The following is a 16,519-nucleotide window of genomic DNA, read 5'->3' as shown; positions in this document are numbered from 1 at the left end:
TAAACGGAGGTAACAAAACGCAATGGACATGAAGAGTGTATTTCAACGCCCGCCGCTGGCGGACTGTGTACCCGAGCTGGTAGCTACAGCCAGAGGGGAGCGCAAGGCATCGCTGGTTATCCGCGGAGGAACGCTGGTCAATGTGGTATCGGGCGAATTATTACCGGGAATGTCTATTGCTGTGCAGGGCTCCCGTATCGCATACGTCGGTCGGGACGTTAGCCATACTATCGGAGAAGACACCGTGATCATTGAAGCGGAAGGCCGCTATATGGCACCGGGATTACTGGACGGACATTGTCACATCGAAAGCACGCAGCTTACCGTAACGGAATTTGCAAAAGCTGTGCTGCCGCTAGGCGTGACGGGCGGATTTTTTGACCCGCATGAGATTTCAAATGTGCTTGGTCTGAAAGGGCTTCGCCTGATGCTCGATGAAGCACGCACGACACCGCTGGCTGCCTACATGCAGGTGGCTTCTTGTGTTCCGTCCACAGGACCGGAACTGGAAACGACAGGGGCTTCCTTCGGCCCGGCGGAAGTCGCGGAAGCCTTACGCTGGGGCCCGGACATGATCGGGCTGGGCGAAGTCATGAATTTCCCGGGCGTCGTCTATGGAGACGATGTAATGATCGGGGAAATTCAGGCCACGCTGCGCGCGGGCAAGGTGGCGGATGGCCATTTTACATGGGCCTCCGACGACTGGCGGCTGCCGGTATATGCAGCCGCAGGGATTACGGGCGACCACGAATGTGTCACGCCCGAGGATGTAGCCGAGCGTATCCGGCTCGGCATGTATGCCAAAATGCGGCAAGGCTCCGCATGGCATGATGTGGCGGAGACCATCCGCGCCAGCACGGAAATGGGTCTCGATACCCGGCGCATGATGCTGGTGACGGATGACCGTAGCGCGGAATCCTTGCTCCATGAGGGACAGATGGACTTCGTCGTGCGTCATGCCATTGCGCAGGGCGTCAAGCCCGTGACCGCATTTCAGATGGCTACGCTGAATACGGCAGAGCGCTTCGGCGTAGCGCGGGATATCGGCTCGATTATTCCGGGAGCGATTGCCGATATTATTTTGCTCGATGGCCGACTGGCCGAAGTGAACGTGACCGCTACGATTGCAGCGGGGCAGTTGGTGGCCGAGCACGGCCAAATGGTCGCCGATTGGGATGGCTTTGTTTATCCTGCGGAAGTGATGGACACGGTTCGTCTGGGACGTGACCTGAGTGCTGCTGATTTCCGCATTGCGGCTCCAGTACAAGAGGGGAACGTACCTGTACGGGTAATTCGTGTCACGGAAAATCACGTGGACACGAAGGAAGTGCGGATGAATGTTCAGATCCGCAATGGTGAGGTCACGGCAGATCCCGCGCAGGATCTTTGCAAAATAGCCGTCTTCGAGCGGCATCATGGCAGTGGCAGCCATGCCGTGGCACTCGTGACGGGCGTCGGTTTCACTGAGCCTGCCGCCATTGCCATGACTGTGGCGCATGACAGCCATAATCTGCTCGTCATTGGCAACGATGACGAGTTAATGATCCAGGCGGCGAAGCAGGCCGTGGCTATGCGCGGCGGCGTGGTGGTCGTGTCCGCCTCGGGCGAAACACGCTTCCCGCTGCCTATCGCCGGGCTGATGTCTCCTGCGCCGTTTGCAGAGGTGGCTGCGCAGTCCGAGAGCATCAGCCGGGCACTTCAGCAATCCGGCTGTGTGCTGAACAACGCACTGATGACACTGTCGCTACTGGCGTTGGTGGTCATCCCCGAAATCCGCCTGTCGGATCAGGGACTTGTCGTGATCGGAGCGGACGGTATCCGCAAGGTATCGCTGTTCGTAGAAGAGGATACATCAGAAGCCTGATAGAATCCTTAGCCCATATGGGCGTAGCTACGATATGTGTTTTTGAAAGGGGGTGTCCCATAAGGTCTGTAAAGACTGGAGGGATAGCCCCTGTTTTCTGCATTAAATATCAAAAAGGTTTCCTTCTATACAGGATTCGGGGAGCAATGAGCATATGCATCAGTATTATCGTTCATTAAAGAAGATAGCTTATCAAGCTTCGATTGTAGAGCAGGATTGGAAGAGATTTGTAGAACGAACTCGTGTGAAGCATGTGCAGCAGGGAACGTATCTAATTGAAACGGGTGTACCCGTAAATCATGCCTATTTTTGCTCAGAGGGATTATTCCGTTTATTTTACACTTTGGCAGATGGCAGGGAGTATAATGTTGGCTTTTCGCCAGAAGATGATTATGTAACCTCTTACGGGGCTATGGTCCAAGGGCAACCGTCGACCTTTACCATTGAGGCTATGGAGGATTCGGTAGTCGTTGAAATCCCCTATGACGTACTGAAGGAGCTTATGGATACAAGCCATATGTGGGAAAGATTCGTGCGCAAGAGTGTAGAGAGACTATATATTCGAAAAGAGGAACGGGAACGCGAACTCTTGTATCTTTCCGCCAAGGAACGTTACCAAGCCTTTCTTCTCAAATACCCCGGATTGGACAAACGAATTGCCCAATATCATATCGCTTCGTACATCGGTGTATCCCCCGTTTCGCTTAGCCGATTGCTCCGCAGCGATCCGCATTAACATAGGTTAATGCAGCTTGGGGGACAAGCAGAGTACAATCATGTTAGTCCATTCGAGCTTCATAAAAAAGGAGATAGGCATATGCGATATATGATGATTGTTTTGTTGGAATTTTATCCTTCCTGGCTGGCTTTGCCTCGGGAAGAGCGTCGAAAATATGCGGCATCCTTGCAGGAGAGCATTCAAAAATATAGCGAGCATGTTCAAGTTCGTTTTTTTGATGCAGAGGCGCTTCCCGGCAAGGATTACACCGATTTCGTCGTATGCGAAACGGAGGATATGAAACAGTATCACTATATGTGGGAAGAAATTCGCGACTCGGAGCCGTACACCAAGGGATATATGAAGATTAAAAATGTGGTCATGGGGATGGAAAATGCCTTTCAGTCATACGAGTCAGAAATACTACAGATGAAAAAGTGAAATATAAGCTGAACCCGATAAATTAACTCGGAAAACGGAGTAGATGGAATGATGCTGTACAAGCGGTGGGAAGCACCATCCGTCTGTGCAGTGGCGCAACATGTAATTTTTGGTTCAGCATATATACGATTAATTAAAGGCGAATTCCTGGGCTGTTGCATATAGGATTCGCCTTTTACTTTTTGCCATCATTCAGCTCAAATCTGTGACAAAAGGGGCTGCTGCAAGCATCTGTTCGGCTTCGTGCTGTTTACGGAATTGCGAAGGGGTCATGCCGTTCCATTTTTTAAAGGTTGCGATAAAATAGCTCAGATTATCAAAGCCAACCTCCAGCGCAATATCGACCACCTTGCGGTCACTTTGCTCCAGCAGTCGGCAAGCCTTCTGAACCCGGTGGTAATTGATGTATTCGACCGGGCTTTTTTGTACCATCTGCTTGAAGAAACGGCAAAAATGGCCCTCGCTCATACGGATCTCATCGGCGATATCCCGCAAACGAATAGGCTCATGAGCATGATTGTTGATGTACGCCAACGCTTGTTTGATCCGTTCAACCTTGCTGCGTTGACCTGCCATAATCACGTTCTCTCCATTAGCCGGGGTCATATGTGGATACATGCTGGCGATGATGCTATAGAGCTGTGCCTTGGTCGCCAGTTCACGGGCAGGTGCATTCTGTTCATGGCTGGTGATGATGCGGCGCAGCGCGGTCAGCACCTCCTGTTCCCAGGGCAGGACTCCGCGAATGTGAGGGGGAGCGACCAGCTTTTTGCTGAAAAAAGGGTCGATGAACTGCTCCTGCACCGCATCCTGTGTCCGGCTGAGCAGCAGATCTGGATGAAACACCACGGCAGAGAATACGCAGTCAGGGTCTCGTTTCAAATACCCGGCGTGAAGTTCCCCGCTATTTACAAAAAGGGCTTCACCTTCGCTGACCTCAGTGTAGGCCATATCCGTCTGAAATACCGCGCTGCCCCGCTCCACAACAATAAACTCCATTTCCTCATGCCAATGACACTCCAGTACACAATTTCCATTCAACTGTTCCACGCCCGGATACACGCTGACCGGATACATGGGATTGCCATGAATACGGTTTTCCCGCAGCATTTCCCGATTCATTTCCTGCACTCCCTTCCAGATGCCTGTTTAGTATAGAAAATATCAAAATATTGATACAATACGTCAAAATAAAAGAAGTAAACCCTTACATAAATCAATATTATTATAGTAAGGATTTCGAAAAAATCCAACAAGCAATTTGGGTTCACCAATATATAGATCGAAACGGAGGAAATAAACAGATGAAATTTACAGATGGCTATTGGATGGTCCGCAAGGGCTATGAAATACAAAACCCTGCGGAAATCCGTGATATTGTGACGGACGATGCTTCCATGACGGTATATGCAGCAACTCACCGGATCGAGCATAAAGGAGACACCCTGAACGGGGCGTTACTGAAAGCGACCTATAGCTCGCCGATGCCGAATGTCATTCGGGTACGCTTCAATCACCACAAGGGACGGGTACATCATGGACCGGATTTTGAAATTCATACCTTGCCGACCGAGGTGAACATTACGGTAGGTGAGGACGCAGCGGTGCTCCAAAGCGGCGATCTGAGTGTGCGGGTCGGCCGTGGAAAGAGCTGGGACGTAGGCTTTTATGTGGAGGATCGTAAAATCACGGGTAGCGGGCATCGTGGGCCTGGATACATTACAGACCCGCAGGATCAGCCTTTTTTCCGGGAGCAACTGGAGCTGGGAATCGGGGAGTACATATACGGCCTCGGGGAACGCTTCACTCCGTTTGTGAAAAATGGGCAGGTGGTCGATATCTGGAATGAGGACGGCGGCACCAGCAGTGAGCAGGCGTACAAAAACATTCCCTTTTACCTGTCTAATAAAGGCTATGGTGTGTTCGTCAATCATCCGGAAAAGGTATCGTATGAAATTGCATCGGAAAATGTCTCGAAGGTGCAGTTTAGCGTCTCCGGCGAATCGTTAGAGTATTTTATTATTGGCGGAGCCAATCCTAAAGAGGTGCTGGACAATTACACCAAGCTGACGGGCAAGCCGTCGTTGCCACCAGCCTGGACCTTTGGTTTGTGGCTGACCACCTCGTTTACGACCGATTATGATGAAGCGACGGTGAATCATTTTGTAGATGGGATGGCAGAGCGTGATTTGCCGCTCTCGGTATTCCATTTTGACTGCTTCTGGATGAAGGAATACCAATGGTGCGATTTCCAATGGGATCAAGATATGTTCCCGGACCCGGAAGGCATGCTACAGCGTTTGAAAGCGAAGGGACTCAAAATTTGTGCATGGATTAACCCGTATATTGCGGAAAAATCCATCTTGTTCGATGAAGGCATGGAGAACGGATATCTGGTCAAAACCGTAGATGGCGGCGTGTGGCAATGGGACATGTGGCAGGCAGGTATGGGGCTGGTTGATTTTACGAATCCGGCTGCGGTGACCTGGTATCAGGAAAAGTTGAAGGTACTGGTGGATCAGGGCGTGGATTGCTTTAAAACGGATTTCGGCGAGCGGATTCCTACGAATGTGGTGTATTATGACGGCTCTGACCCGGTGAAAATGCACAATTATTACACGCATCTGTACAACAAAGCTGTATTTGACGTGCTGGAGGAAAAGCTGGGTAAAAATGAAGCGGCCTTGTTCGCACGTTCTGCCACAGCCGGGGGACAGCAGTTCCCGGTTCACTGGGGCGGCGACTGCTCGTCGACATATGAGTCGATGGCGGAATCGCTGCGGGGCGGCTTATCGCTCGGTTTGAGCGGCTTTGGCTTCTGGAGTCATGACATTAGCGGCTTCGAATTAACAGCAGCGCCGGACGTGTACAAACGGTGGGTACAATTTGGACTTCTGTCCTCCCACAGCCGTCTGCACGGAAATGAATCGTACCGCGTACCTTGGCTGTTCGATGAAGAGTCGGTGGATGTGGTACGCAGCTTTACAAAGCTCAAATGCTCGCTGATGCCGTATCTGTACCCGTCCGCTGTGGAGTCCTCGGTAAAGGGTCTGCCAATGATGCGGGCTATGGTATTGGAATTCCCGCAGGACCCGACTTGTGCAACGCTGGATCTGCAATACATGCTGGGCGATTCTATTTTGGTAGCCCCGATCTTGAATAAAGAAGGCAATGTGCAGTATTATGTACCGGAGGGCCAATGGACGAATTTGTTGACGAATGACACGGTAACAGGGGGGCGCTGGGTTAACGAGCATCACGATTTTACAACCTTGCCCGTGCTGGTGAAGCCGAACACGCTGCTGGCGATTGGTCATGAGGACAGCCGTCCGGATTACGATTATGCAGATCAAGTGGCTTTCCACCTGTTTGAGCTGGGCGAAGGCCAACAGGCTCGGACGGTTATTGTGAACACATCAGGTGAAAAAGAGCTGACCTTTACAGCCAGTCGCAAGGATTCTGTGATTACAGTGAAGGCTGAGGGTGCGGTTAAACCATGGTCACTGGTACTGCGAGGGATTCACGAGGCTAAAGTCGAGGATGGCAGTAGTCAAGCGGGAGAGCAGGGTGTGACCATTACACCAGCCTCAAGCGGACAACAGGAGCTTACCATTCATTTGGGATAGGTTATGTCACTCTCGCTCACAAATAAAATTCGCTATTTTGTTGTATAACGATTGTATTGCAAAAAGAGGCTTGCCTGATTCAACGGGCAGGCCCTTTTTTTTTGCTTTGGAATTGCTGGTTATCCTTGCTGGAGAAGCATCGGAACAACGTACTGCCTGAATATATCCACAGGAGTCCGTTTCTTTTTGAACTTGTCAGCAGTAACGACCACCACCATGTCATAAGACGGGACGACAACAATATATTGACCGCCAAAGCCGAGCGCGTAATAATAGTCCGTTTCAATGCTTTTCTCCGTTGCGTCTGAAAAGGAAGAAGCCCACCAGTGCCAGCCGTAAAAGGCTTTTTGTGGCTTGGCCGCGGGAAGGAGCGCACGGGTGGAGTGCCGGACGGTCTCAGCTTTTATGAGCTGATGGCCTTCACAGCTTCCTTCGTTCAGGTAGAGCAGTCCAAATTGAAGCATATCCATGGGTTTGAGACGCAGTCCAAAGCCTCCTGTATGAGTGCCTTGCGGATCGGTTTCCCAATGGTAGTTTTCGATACCCAGCGGTTGGAATAACTGTTGCTCGGCAAATTCAGCTACCGCTTGTCCAGAAGCATAACGCAAAATGGTAGCCAAAAGCTGGGAGCAGCCGGAGTTGTACTCCATTCGTGTACCTGGTATATCAGCCAGCGGCTGTGACAGCACAAATTGTACCCAGTCTGATGTTCGGCTCATCGTCGGAAATGAATTTTGCCCGCCAAATTCAGTCCAGTTAAAGCCAGCGGACATCGTTAACAGATGTTTAATCGTAATATCACGCTTTCGCGTATCGCTGTCCTCGGCAATCTGGGGAAAAAAATTAAGGATAGGCGTGTCCGGCTGTGGTACGATTTGCTGATCCATTGCGATGCTGACTAGTGCGGCAATCACGCTTTTGGTGCAGGAGTTTATTTTATAGAGTTCATTCGTGAATTGAGGTTCACGGTAGTATTCCAGCATTATGTTCCCTTGCTGAACGATCAGGCAGCTACGAATTTCCAGCTCCTTCAGCCCACGGACAAGCGGTGTAAGTTCCAAACTACTCAAGTAAGTCCCTCCTTGACATTTATACTACATAAAAAAATAAGTATATCATTTTCAAACCGCTTCTTAAGACAATGAAGGTGGTTTTTTTGGTTCACAATATTGTCACAAATACATTGAGAAATCTATACACTATTCTCGTTTCGTTCAAAAACTTCTCTAAATTAAACGATATATAGTAAGTTGGACATTTTATTCAGACATAACTGGGGGATCGATTCATGAATTTAACAATCAAGGCCAAAATGATTCTTAGTGCACTGCTTATTCCGGGTGTCATTGCAGCCATGCTGCTGACAAACTACATTCTGAGTGTGCACAATGAGAACGAGTATAGGGATATTGTGAATCGTGAGGAGACCATTGTATATAATTCAAAATCTCTTCAATTTTTATTGAACGGAATATCTAATGACGAGCGTGGATATTTGCTAACCCGGGACGAACAGTATGGTAAAGAGATCGAAAATAAGCAGAGCGAAATCGAAAAGCTGCTACGGGAAACCGAAGCTTTGGTCGATACGAGTAATGGGGATATGAACAAAAAGATGGATGACCTGAAGACGGGAATCAATGCCTATTTTAACCATGTCCATGGCTTATTGAATACAGCGGGTTACCGGAGTACTAAGGACATGTTTCCGCCATTTTCGGATTTACTCGATGTGTTTGAAAATGAACGAGTTCAACGAAAGCAGCTTGATGTGAAGATGATGGCGTTCGTCAAGGCTCAGGAGGACATGGTAAAGGCGAAAATACAGCACGCGCACCAAACCATGACGAACACAACCTGGATAACGAGTATTGTGGGCTGTCTGATCATCATTTACAGTATTGCACAATCGGTTATTTTGATTCGTTCGATCCGGCCGCTGCATCACATGAATGAACAATTGCTGGAGATGTCGGAGGGCGGGGGAGATTTGCGTAGCCGCCTCGATATTACATCCAAAGACGAAATTGGCATGATTGCCAGCTCGTACAACAAGCTGATCGCGGGCTTTCGCAATATTATTGTGGATGCTCAGGATACAGCCCGTACGTTATCTGTGACCGCCGAGCGGGTAAGCCTGAGCACTGAAGAAATGAATCAGGCCAATCGTCATACTTCCGGTGTGATGGAAGAGCTTGCTACTGGTATGGAGCACCAGGTCGATGATATTACAAGCACCACCGATACAGTGAAGGAGCTTGCTGACGGACTCAACCATATTGCGGTGACGAGCCAGCAGGTATATGAGCTGTCTGATACGGCTGCCAGAGATGCGCAAGCAGGGGAGCAATCCATCGGTCAAGCGATGCGGCAGATGGAAAAGGTCAGCGAAAGTGTAGATAGCTCTGCTCGTGCTGTACGTCTGCTCAGTGAACAGGCTGAACAGATTGGAATGATCGGTTCCGTCATTACCGGTATTGCCAAGCAAACAGGAATGCTGGCGCTTAATGCTTCGATTGAAGCCGCCAGAGCAGGAGAACAGGGCAGGGGATTTGCTGTCGTAGCATCTGAGGTAAGAAGGCTGTCTGATCAGGTATCCGTTTCAGCAGCGGAAATTACACAATTTGTGCAGCATATTCAGGACCATGTTGGTCATGTAGCATCAACGATGCAAGCCGGAACGGTTGAAGTTCAATCAGGCGTGAAGATTATGGAATCGGCTGAAACGGCATTTCGTCAGATTGGCGGCTCCATTCAGCAGGTTAGCGAACAGATACACAGTGTACATCGCTCTGTGGGACAGATGTCTACCGGATCGGGACAGATGGTGGAGGCCGTAGAGCGTATCCGTGAAGTAGCCGAACAGTCGGCAGGCGGAACCCAGAGCGTCAGTGCAGCCGCTGAGGAGCAGTTGGCTTCCATGGAGGATATCGCGTCATCCATTCATACGCTGGCAGAAATGTCGAAATTGCTGAATGCAAGGGTTGGAGGATTTAAGGTATAGCTGTATAAATCCGCACCAATGTAAACACAATAACACCTGTTGAATCATTTTGGACAGTTGTGTTATTACTTTTGCAAAGGTGGTAACGGGATGCAACAAAATAAAGGGAATCTGCTTGCATTAGGTTCCATCCCGCTGATGATGACGCTAGGCAATTCCATGCTGATTCCTGTTTTGCCGGAAATCGGACGCAAGCTACATGTCAGTTCCTTTCGCGTTAGCATGTTGATTACGGTATATGCAGTTGTTGCCATTTTGCTGATTCCAATAGCGGGATATCTCTCCGACCGATTTGGTCGCAAGGCCGTGATTGTGCCCTGCTTGATCCTCACGGTGATTGGCGGGGGAATTTCTGCGGTGGGGGCATGGCTGCTTCATGATCAGGCAGCGTACTGGACCATTATTGGGGGACGGTTGCTACAGGGGGTCGGAGCAGCGGGTGCTTTTCCCATTGTCATTCCGCTCGTGGGGGATTTGTATGAGAACGAGGAAGAAGCCAGCAAAAATCTGGGTGTAGTTGAGACGTACAATACCTTCGGCAAAGTGCTAAGTCCGATCCTTGGTGCGGCATTGGGAGCAGTCCTTTGGTTTTTGCCATTGGCGGTGATTCCGGGCCTCTGTCTGATTTCACTCATTTTGGTGCTTTGGCTGATTCATGCGCCCAAACGTAAGAACCAACCGGTTACGTTTCGGGAGTTTGTGGGAAATGTGAAGCAGGTGCTTGCCGAAAAAGGACGCTGGCTATATGCTATTTTCGCCGTGGGTGGCATTTGTATGTTTGTCATTTTTGGCGTCCTGTTCTACTTATCTGACATACTGGAAAGTCGTTACAACCTTCGTGGAGTCTGGAAGGGTTTCGTGCTGGCGATTCCGCTGGTTTCTCTCTGTCTGTGCTCTTATATTGGAGGAAAGATCATCGGTAAGCACAAAAAACGGATGAAATGGATCGGTTTTGGCGGGTTGGCCGTGTTGACGATCAGCTTGGGCATTCTCGGATTTTTTCAACATATTTATGCGGTGATCGGACTGTTTACATTGGGGGGAGCCGGAATTGGACTGGCACTGCCTTGTTTGGATGCCCTGATTACGAAAGGGATTGAAAAAGAGGAGCGCGGAACGATTACCAGCCTGTACAGCAGTATGCGCTTTGTCGGGGTATCGCTAGGTCCTCCGGTTGTATCCTTGCTGATCGGAAGCAGTGGGCATGGTCTGCTCTTTGGCGTGATGGCCGGAGTGGGCGGAATTGCGGCTCTGCTCATGCTGTTTGCGGTTAAACCGAAGCAAGATGAACCCTCAGACGAAAAATCCGGTGAACGCATGAATGTGTCCGGGGGGCAGTCAGATATATCACGAAAAAAGCCGCTTTCTTCCAAATTGAGACGCAAAACCCCGGCAAAGTAAGAGCGATCTAAAACCAAAGAGCACCCGATTCCATGAAGCCATGGTGTTGGGTGCTCTTTTTTGAAATATGCTTACCCCTCGACAGGGACACGTGTCTTGGGCTTGCGACCTACAGCGATCTGAATAATATAGATGAGCAGGAACAATACAATAAACAGCGAGGAAAGGCGATACATCCACGCATAATCGCTGGCTTTGGCGATAATACCAAGAATAAGGGCACCGGCAGCTACCCCGAAATCGAGGGAATTCAGAAACATACCGTTTGCCATGCCCCGCTGCTTGGGCGACACAACCTGAATCATCCACGTTTGCAAGGTCGGCTGCATGACACCAAAACCGATACCATAGCAAAGAGCGGACAGATACATGAAGGCGTCACTATGTGCGTAGGAAAGCAGGATAAGACCGCCAATCAGGAACAGGGCACCGGGGATGAGCAACGCTTTTGCTCCTTTTTTGTCATAGATACGACCCGAGAAGGGACGTACGATCAGGACGGACAGCGCATTAAACAGGAAAAAATAAGCCGGGTGCGACAGATTCGCTTCATCCCCGTAAAGCGCCATAAAGCCGAGCAATCCGCCGTACGTAATGGACATAAGCATGTTCAGCAAGGCTGGAATCCAGAGCTTGCGGTTAAATGCCGGTTTTCGTCCTTCTTCCAAAGGAACCATCGGCGGCTCAACATGTCCTTTCGGCAGTGTACGAATCAGCCAGTAGGCCAGCGGGAAAATAACGACAATGACAACTGATGTCGTATATACCAGCAGATTAAAGCTGCCGTATTGCAGCATTGAAATACCGATAGTTGGGCCAATAGACATCGCCAGGCTGGTGGACAGGCTGAAATACCCCATTCCTTCACCGAGGCGCTTGGCGGGAATGACATCTGAGGCCATTGTCGGAAATGCGGTACTGCTCATACCGAAGCCAATCCCGAACAGCATGCGCATGAGAAGCAGTACCGTAATTGTCGGTGAAACGCTATATCCAAGCGTGCCCGCCAACGCGAACAGCAGACCGATGAAAATCAGGGTGCTGCGATGTCCTTTTTCCAGCATACGGGCTGAAAAAAGCCGGGCCGCAATCGCGCTTAATGCGAACAGCGTCGTAACGAGGCTGATCTGGACGGAGCTGGCGTGGAATGTATTCTTCACATACGAAGGAATGGAAGACAGGATCATCTGTAATTCGAGAAATAAAAATAGATTGGATACCGTTAAAACGATAAATTCCTTGGTCCAAAGAGGTTGCTTGCCTTGTTGCATGTTAGTCGGTCTCTCCTTGTTTCTCTGATTCGGTCATGTTAGCGTGAATGTGTAAAAGCGTCTGGCGGAATTGCTCTATATCAGCAAAGGTAATTCCTTTTACAAAATCATGGTTGGCGTCACGTTCGATAGGAAGAGTTTTCTCTACGAGTTGTCGGCCTGCTTCGGTCAAATGAAGCAAATAAGCCCGACGATCCTGTGGACTATTCACACGGCGAACCCAACCCTTCTTGTCCAACAAATCAATAATTCGGGTCGTAGTCGGCTGGTCCTTGACGGCCTTGGCCGCAATTTCTTTCTGATTTAGGCCCTCGGCCTGATAAATTTGATACAGCACCGACCATTGCTCAGGGGAAATATCAAAAGGTTTAAGGCGCTGCATAAGCTGCTGACTCATCTTACGGTGGGTAATGCCGAGCAGCATGCCGATGGAACAATCCGGGGGCAAGTTATTCATGAGTAGCTTCCTTTCTGTTTTCCGTACATAAATTAATTGTTAAAACAATTATATGTAAAACAAGTTGTTTTGTCAAAAAAAGTTGTCTATAAATGCTCATCTGCCGATTCCTGAACCAAGATAGCAGCCGCAATTACGCAGGAGCAATTTAGGGAGGCGCTGTCAAGCCATCCGACATACGAGAGGTACTGGTAGAGGATCGGGTTAACCATATGTCTAGCTATCTGAAATCGGTTTACGTGGATCATGGTGAGGATTTGCCTGAACACTGGAGAAACTTGACGCGCCCTTTGGCAGACTTTCGAGATATGGAGAGAAAATGATGCGGAGGCAAAAAACAGCCCGCAATATACGGGCTGTTCGGGTTTAAAGCAATATAGTTTTGCCATTTCGGGCGAATTAGGCTTTAGGTACAGTTTCCCAGTCCTTCAGGAAGCGTTCAATACCGCTGTCAGTCAACGGGTGTTTCCACAGGGAAGGGAGCAGGGAGCCAGGAATGGTGGCAATATGCGCACCAGACAGAGCAGCATCTTCCACATGCTTGATGTTACGGATGGAGGCTGCAATGATTTCGGCTTTCAGATCATAAATGTCCAAAATCTGTCTCAGGTCACGAATCAGCTTCATGCCATCAACGGCGATATCATCCAGACGTCCTACGAACGGGCTGATAAAAGTAGCGCCAGCTTTGGCAGCCATCAAACCTTGAGCCGCGGAGAAAATCAGCGTTACGTTCGTTTTAATCCCGTTCTTGGTCAGCTCGTTACAAGCATACAAACCGTCTTCAGTCATAGGCAGCTTAATAACAACGTTTGGAGCCCATTTGGCAATCTCATAAGCTTCCTTGAGCATATCCTCGGCTTTCAAGCCAATGACCTCAGCACTTACGGGGCCCTCAACGATACCGCAAATCTCCTGAATGACTTCCTTGAACACCCGACCTTCCTTAGCGATCAGCGAAGGGTTCGTTGTTACACCATCAACCAGACCCAAACGTTCAATACGTTTGATTTCTTCAATGTTACCAGTATCCAAGAAAAATTTCATTTGATTTCCTCCTCAGGGTTTTATAATTCATAATACATATCACACACCATGCACATCAGCTAATAAAAGGTAGCATATTGCACACGTTAAACTTATAATTAGTATGTATTACATACTTAATTGTGACACATTTTAAAATTGAAAACAAGCGGTCTTTGATTAAAATTTGATGAATTGTCGGAAAATGCGGAAATTTACCGATCTAGGCTCATCTATAATGTATACTACCCCATTCTATAAGGAGGTAATCATTATTCAACTGTCTGAAAGACAGCGGGAAATTGTTGATATTGTCCAGCGCCAGGCGCCTGTTACAGGGGATAAAATCGCTGAGGAGTTGGGGCTGACGAGACCGACCCTCCGTTCCGATCTTGCTTTGCTCGTCATGCTCGGTCTGGTAGACGCCAAGCCCAAGGTGGGATATTTGCCAGGGCGTTATCCTAAATATGAAAGTCATATCGGCACCATGCTTAAAAAGCTGACCGTGGCTGATGTGCTCAGTGATCCGATTTTGATTTCCGGTGACGCTACGGCTTACGATGCGGTACTAATGTTGTTTCAGCAAAATACGGGTACGTTGATGGTCATGGGAGAGGATCAGGAGCTGATCGGAATTGTTACCCGCAAGGATCTGCTGAAGGTGACGCTGGGACATACCGATCTTCACGCCGTTCCGGTAACGATGGCGATGACGCGACGGGCACAAATGACGACACTTACTCCGGGTGATTCTCTGCTGGAGGCGATATCCAGGCTCGTTCGTCATCAGGTCAATTGCCTTCCGGTCATGGACGAGCAGTGTATGGAGACCTCCTCCATTCAAGCCATTGGATTGGTGGGGCGGGTTACCAAAACGGACATTATGAACGCTATTTTGAGCTTGACGGAAGAGAAGACGTAAAAGAAGATGTAGAACAAGAAAAAAGGGGGCTTTATATGTACTGGTTGGCCATGCTGACCATGCTGATTGATCATATCGGACTCGTATTTTTCCCGACTGATCCGGCCTGGAGAATTGCCGGCAGGCTTGCTTTTCCAATCTATGCGTATGCGCTGTATATGGGGTATGCCCGCACCCGGAATATGCGAAGCTATATGCTCCGCTTGCTCGGTATCGCCCTGATTTCTCAGGTGCCCTATATGCTGGCGTTCGATGTGTACAGGCCGAACGTGGTCTGGACACTGTTGACCTCGCTGCTGGCACTGACCGCCGCGTCCCGTCTGAAAAATGGAGCGGCTGTGGCAGGCTGGTATGTGCTGACAGCACTGGTCATGGAGCTTACCCTGATGGATTACGGAGCCTACGGGTTGCTGCTTATCCTCATTTATCGCTACACCCGTTCGTATATGATGGTTGCGGCGCATTTTGCGCTGAACGTCGTATATGACATGGTGCATCACGCGAATCTCCAGCATTTTAGTCTGCTATCTACCATTCTTATCGCATGCTTTGCATCCGGGGAGAGCGGCTTTTATAAACGGGTGCCGCGCTGGTTGTGGCGCAGCTTTTATCCGGTGCATCTGGCTGTTATTGCAGTCGTTCGCCTCTGGCCCTGAAATAAGCCCATAATCATTCTCAAAATTAGCAAAAGAACCTTTGAAACCACGAAATACATGGTTTCAAAGGTTCTTTGTTATACCAAAGTTCAGGACGCTTTGTTAGGACCTTGGGCAAAAGGCAATGGCCGCTCTGGAGCGCCTTCCTTCATGTACTGCACCAATACTTCCGGAATATTGTGTATTCCGCCTGCATTAACACGATAGCCATTCGTTTGTCCAGGTGAGTTAATGCCACGCTTCACCGTGAAGGTAACGTCAATACCCAAGGCGCGGCAAATTTCCAGCGTTTCCTTGGTATATCCTCCATACGGAAAGGCAAGGACGTTGCGATCATTATGAAGATGCTTGAACAGCTTCTTGTCGGCAGTGTCCAAATCGTTGTAAACCCGCTGTTTAAATTCGTCCTCGGTTTCCATACGCCCCAGCTTTTTCGAATATACCGGACCCATGAGAAGCGGTTTTTCCTTGGTGCGTGCTACATTTGTGTATCCATACGCATGCTGGTCATTGGTATGATTGTAAAAATCAACACCTTCAGAATGCATATGCTGGATTTGTTCCCAGGTCAGCTTCGGAATACCGATGTGTTTGGGATTACTGATCGTGGATGTGATGAGAAAATTGGTTGCCGGTACACGGTACTTTTTCAACACGGGAAAGGTGTCTGTATAAAAAGATTCATAGCCGTCGTCGAAGGTCATGAGTACAGCATTATCGGGCACCTTGGCTTTATGCAGAATAAAGTCCGTATACTCTTTCATCGTGATCCAGTGGAAGCCATTAGCTTTCATTTCATCCAGTTGCTTTGTCAAATTGCTGAGCTTGAGAGCGCCGGGATCGGGTGGCGTTTTGGTTACCTCATGGTACATCAGAACAATGACTTTGTTTTGGTAATATACTTTATCAGGCGTTGGCGTCAGAGAGAATAAATGTCGTACCAGCCGATCTGCATTAGCCGTACGTGTACGGTGAGTCCCTTTAACAACGGGTGGATGGTAGATGGCGCGTGCTTCGTACACCAAAATCCCTAAAATAGCTACCATGCTCATAATCAGCATCGTTCTTTTGAATATGACGTGTTTCATGTGATGACATCCCCCGCATGCAAAAATTCTAAAAGTGCAGATATG

Annotated in this window: 14 protein-coding genes; 8 read left to right on the top strand and 6 right to left on the bottom strand. The window is 49.1% G+C overall.

Going from position 1 to position 16,519, the window contains the following annotated elements; genetic code table 11:
* Positions 1-22: 22 nt before the first annotated feature.
* From ASL14_RS01990 to ASL14_RS01980, 3 genes are all read left to right on the top strand, one after another.
* Positions 23-1,864, top strand: a complete 1,842-nt coding sequence (locus ASL14_RS01990) for an adenine deaminase (RefSeq protein WP_134910254.1) — start codon at positions 23-25, stop codon at positions 1,862-1,864.
* Between the two features lie 154 nt (positions 1,865-2,018).
* On the top strand, positions 2,019-2,600 hold the full coding sequence (locus ASL14_RS01985) for a Crp/Fnr family transcriptional regulator (RefSeq protein ID WP_134910253.1): 582 nt from the start codon (positions 2,019-2,021) through the stop codon (positions 2,598-2,600).
* Between the two features lie 81 nt (positions 2,601-2,681).
* Positions 2,682-3,023 carry a darcynin family protein gene (locus ASL14_RS01980; RefSeq protein ID WP_044646952.1) on the top strand — a complete coding sequence of 114 codons (342 nt, stop codon included), beginning with the start codon at positions 2,682-2,684 and terminating at the stop codon, positions 3,021-3,023.
* A 192-nt stretch (positions 3,024-3,215) separates the two neighbouring features.
* Here the strand turns inward: ASL14_RS01980 and ASL14_RS01975 are convergent, their stop codons facing one another.
* Positions 3,216-4,145, bottom strand: a complete 930-nt coding sequence (locus tag ASL14_RS01975) for an AraC family transcriptional regulator (protein ID WP_134910252.1) — start codon at positions 4,143-4,145, stop codon at positions 3,216-3,218.
* 182 nt (positions 4,146-4,327) lie between these two features.
* Between ASL14_RS01975 and yicI the strand changes: the two genes are divergently transcribed.
* The gene (yicI, locus tag ASL14_RS01970) at positions 4,328-6,649 is read left to right on the top strand and encodes an alpha-xylosidase (RefSeq protein WP_134910251.1); all 2,322 of its coding nucleotides are present in this window, start codon (positions 4,328-4,330) and stop codon (positions 6,647-6,649) included.
* 119 nt (positions 6,650-6,768) lie between these two features.
* On the opposite strand, the gene ASL14_RS01965 is transcribed toward yicI, so the two are convergent.
* Positions 6,769-7,719, bottom strand: coding sequence for a serine hydrolase domain-containing protein (locus ASL14_RS01965; protein WP_134910250.1), 951 nt, complete (start codon positions 7,717-7,719; stop codon positions 6,769-6,771).
* A gap of 218 nt (positions 7,720-7,937) precedes the next feature.
* Between ASL14_RS01965 and ASL14_RS01960 the strand changes: the two genes are divergently transcribed.
* Together ASL14_RS01960 and ASL14_RS01955 are read left to right on the top strand one after the other, a co-directional pair.
* The gene (locus ASL14_RS01960; protein WP_134910249.1) at positions 7,938-9,653 is read left to right on the top strand and encodes a methyl-accepting chemotaxis protein; all 1,716 of its coding nucleotides are present in this window, start codon (positions 7,938-7,940) and stop codon (positions 9,651-9,653) included.
* A 90-nt stretch (positions 9,654-9,743) separates the two neighbouring features.
* Entirely contained in the window at positions 9,744-11,054 is a 1,311-nt protein-coding gene (locus ASL14_RS01955) for an MFS transporter (RefSeq protein WP_134910248.1), read from the top strand.
* A gap of 71 nt (positions 11,055-11,125) precedes the next feature.
* On the opposite strand, the gene ASL14_RS01950 is transcribed toward ASL14_RS01955, so the two are convergent.
* The 3 genes from ASL14_RS01950 to fsa all read right to left on the bottom strand — a co-directional run bounded on the left by ASL14_RS01950 (position 11,126) and on the right by fsa (position 13,829).
* Positions 11,126-12,325, bottom strand: coding sequence for an MFS transporter (locus ASL14_RS01950; protein ID WP_134910247.1), 1,200 nt, complete (start codon positions 12,323-12,325; stop codon positions 11,126-11,128).
* A gap of 1 nt (position 12,326) precedes the next feature.
* A complete protein-coding gene (locus ASL14_RS01945; protein ID WP_134910246.1) occupies positions 12,327-12,782 on the bottom strand; it encodes a MarR family winged helix-turn-helix transcriptional regulator in 456 nt (151 codons plus the stop codon).
* Between the two features lie 399 nt (positions 12,783-13,181).
* Positions 13,182-13,829, bottom strand: a complete 648-nt coding sequence (fsa, locus tag ASL14_RS01940; RefSeq protein WP_134910245.1) for a fructose-6-phosphate aldolase — start codon at positions 13,827-13,829, stop codon at positions 13,182-13,184.
* Between the two features lie 184 nt (positions 13,830-14,013).
* Between fsa and ASL14_RS01935 the strand changes: the two genes are divergently transcribed.
* Positions 14,014-14,730 carry a CBS domain-containing protein gene (locus tag ASL14_RS01935; RefSeq protein ID WP_134910244.1) on the top strand — a complete coding sequence of 239 codons (717 nt, stop codon included), beginning with the start codon at positions 14,014-14,016 and terminating at the stop codon, positions 14,728-14,730.
* A gap of 35 nt (positions 14,731-14,765) precedes the next feature.
* On the top strand, positions 14,766-15,386 hold the full coding sequence (locus ASL14_RS01930; protein ID WP_134910243.1) for a TraX family protein: 621 nt from the start codon (positions 14,766-14,768) through the stop codon (positions 15,384-15,386).
* Positions 15,387-15,475: 89 nt separating this feature from the next.
* Here the strand turns inward: ASL14_RS01930 and ASL14_RS01925 are convergent, their stop codons facing one another.
* Entirely contained in the window at positions 15,476-16,474 is a 999-nt protein-coding gene (locus ASL14_RS01925; RefSeq protein WP_134910242.1) for a polysaccharide deacetylase family protein, read from the bottom strand.
* Between the last annotated feature and the right edge of the window lie 45 nt (positions 16,475-16,519).

Origin of the sequence: Paenibacillus sp. IHB B 3084, from assembly GCF_001447315.1 — a bacterium.
In the GTDB taxonomy this organism is placed as follows: domain Bacteria; phylum Bacillota; class Bacilli; order Paenibacillales; family Paenibacillaceae; genus Paenibacillus.
Note: the sequence above shows the minus strand (reverse complement) of the source record. Positions and strands in the feature narration are given on the sequence as shown.